This is a genomic window from Actinomadura rubrisoli (assembly GCF_004349215.1).
GTDB classification, from domain to species: domain Bacteria; phylum Actinomycetota; class Actinomycetes; order Streptosporangiales; family Streptosporangiaceae; genus Spirillospora; species Spirillospora rubrisoli.
Map to the genome: position 1 here is coordinate 1 of NZ_SMKU01000755.1, position 871 is coordinate 871.

Consider the following 871-nt stretch of genomic DNA (forward strand, 5'->3'; position numbering starts at 1 on the left):
GGTCAGGGGCGGACGGCGCGGCGGCGGGCGCGGCGGTGCGCCATCGCCCGGTCGACCCGGTACCGGGCCAGCCGCACCAGGAGGGGACGCGGCGGGCGCCGCAGCGGGGCGGGCGTCACGCGGTGCGCGCCGGCGGCGGTCCGCAGCACCAGCTCCGCCATCCGCCGCCGGTCGCGGCCCCACGGCAGCCCGTACTGCTCCCGCAGTGTCTCGGGCAGCAGCGCCGTCGTGACCAGCCGGAACACCGCCAGGCCCGGCGCCAGGGGACGCAGCCGCGGCGGCCGCAGCACCGCCTCCGCCACCTCGCGCGCCTCGTCGCCGACCCGCAGCGCCGCCAGCGCCTCCGCCATGTACACGCGGAACGCCGCCAGGTCCGGCGGCTGCGCCTCCAGCGGGCAGCCCAGCACCTCCGCCACGATCCGCGCCTGCCGGTAGTACGCCTCCGACAGCCCCCGGTCGTCCCCGTCCGGGCGCATCACGTGCTCGTAGATGTGCAGCGCCGAGTCGATCAGGGTCGCGTTCACCCACATCTGCAGCTCCGGGTCGCCGCCCGAGTAGCCCTCGCCCCGCACCGTCCCGTGCACGCCCCGCACCTTCGCCGCGATCCGCTCGACGTCCTCCTGCGTGCCGAACGTGACGACGAGGAGGAAGTCCAGCGTCCCGAACAGCCGCGCCAGCGGCCGCTCCGCGAAGCCGCTGTGCTCGGCGACGCCCCGCGCCACACCCGGGTGCGCCAGCTGCATCAGCAGGGCGCGCCCGGCGCCGAGCACCACCAGCGGCTCGGCGGCCAGCTCCTGCAGCACCGACCGGTCGGCGAGGCGCTCCCGGAGCGGGACCTGGGGTGCGGTGGGCACGGGGGACCTCCCGGGGG

The 871-nt window shown here is 78.1% G+C and carries 1 protein-coding gene; it reads right to left on the reverse strand.

The window, feature by feature from the left end:
* Positions 1-2: 2 nt before the first annotated feature.
* A partial coding sequence (locus E1298_RS47290) for an oxygenase MpaB family protein (protein ID WP_341770717.1) occupies positions 3-871 on the reverse strand: 869 nt, incomplete at its 5' end.